General features: G+C 67.3%; 1 protein-coding gene. It reads left to right on the top strand.

The genetic code is table 11. From position 1 onward, the window contains the following. On the top strand, positions 1-388 hold a 388-nt coding region (locus MKK70_RS04255), incomplete at both ends, for a GDP-mannose 4,6-dehydratase (protein ID WP_243945967.1).

Below are 388 nucleotides of genomic sequence, written 5' to 3' on the forward strand. Positions count from 1 at the left end.
GCGCAGCTGCTGCTGTCGAAGGGCTACGCGGTGCACGGGGTGGTGCGGCGCTCGAGCCATGCCGGGGTGTTCGACCACCGGCTGAAGTGGCTCGGGATCGAGAACGACGTGGAGCTCCACGACGGCAACCTGCTCGACCTGTCGAGCTTGGCCCGCATCGTTCAAGCCGTGCAGCCGGACGAGGTCTACAATCTGGCCGCGCAGTCGTTTGTCACCGCCTCGTGGCAGCAGCCGCTGCTGACCGGGCAGATCACGGGCTTGGGCGCGGTCAACCTGCTCGAATGCGTGCGCACCCTCAAGCCCGACGCGCGCTACTACCAGGCCTCGTCGTCGGAGATGTTCGGCCTGATCCAGGAGCAGGTGCAGAGCGAGGCGACGCCGTTCTACC

The organism is Methylobacterium sp. E-041 (assembly GCF_022829665.1).
Lineage (GTDB): Bacteria > Pseudomonadota > Alphaproteobacteria > Rhizobiales > Beijerinckiaceae > Methylobacterium.